This is a genomic window from Synechococcus sp. H55.10, assembly GCF_047502715.1.
Classification (GTDB): domain Bacteria; phylum Cyanobacteriota; class Cyanobacteriia; order Thermostichales; family Thermostichaceae; genus Thermostichus.
Genome location: NZ_JANSJJ010000256.1, coordinates 1 through 541, shown reverse-complemented (window position 1 = coordinate 541; position 541 = coordinate 1). Strand labels below are relative to the sequence as shown.

1 protein-coding gene is annotated in these 541 nt (G+C 57.1%); it reads left to right on the top strand.

Features of this window, described 5'->3' with window-relative positions:
* A partial coding sequence (locus NW858_RS12415; RefSeq protein ID WP_414520618.1) for a cation:proton antiporter occupies nt 1–541 on the top strand: 541 nt, incomplete at both ends.

Genomic DNA, 541 nt, shown 5'->3' with positions numbered 1-541 from the left:
AGCTAGAAGAACAGATCAAACCCGTTTCCGACCTGCTGGTGCCCATCTTCTTCGTCTGTGTCGGGGCCAAAACCAACCTCGCCGTCCTTAACCCCGCCATCCCTGCCAACCGGGAGGGGTTGATCATTGCCGTCTTCTTGGTTAGCGTTGCCATTTTCGGCAAGCTGGCCGCTGGCCTGGGGGCGGCCGTAGGTGGCGGCACCGGCAATCAGGCTACAGCTAATTATGCGACCATCGGCTGCGGTGAGGGTAATCAGACTACGGCTGATTACGCGACCATCGGCGGCGGACAAAACGATACCGCCAGCGCCGCTAACGCTACAGTCGGCGGCGGCTATGGAAATAAAGCCAGCGCTCCTAACACTACCGTAGCGGGTGGTAGTAACAACAAGGCCACGGGTAGCGCCAGTACTATCGGTGGCGGGAATAACAGCAAGGCCAGTGGAGCCTTCTCTACTATCGGTGGGGGACTAACCAATGAAGCTACAGGACTCGCAGCAACTATTAGCGGTGGTTTTGGAAATAACGCTCTGGCTAATAA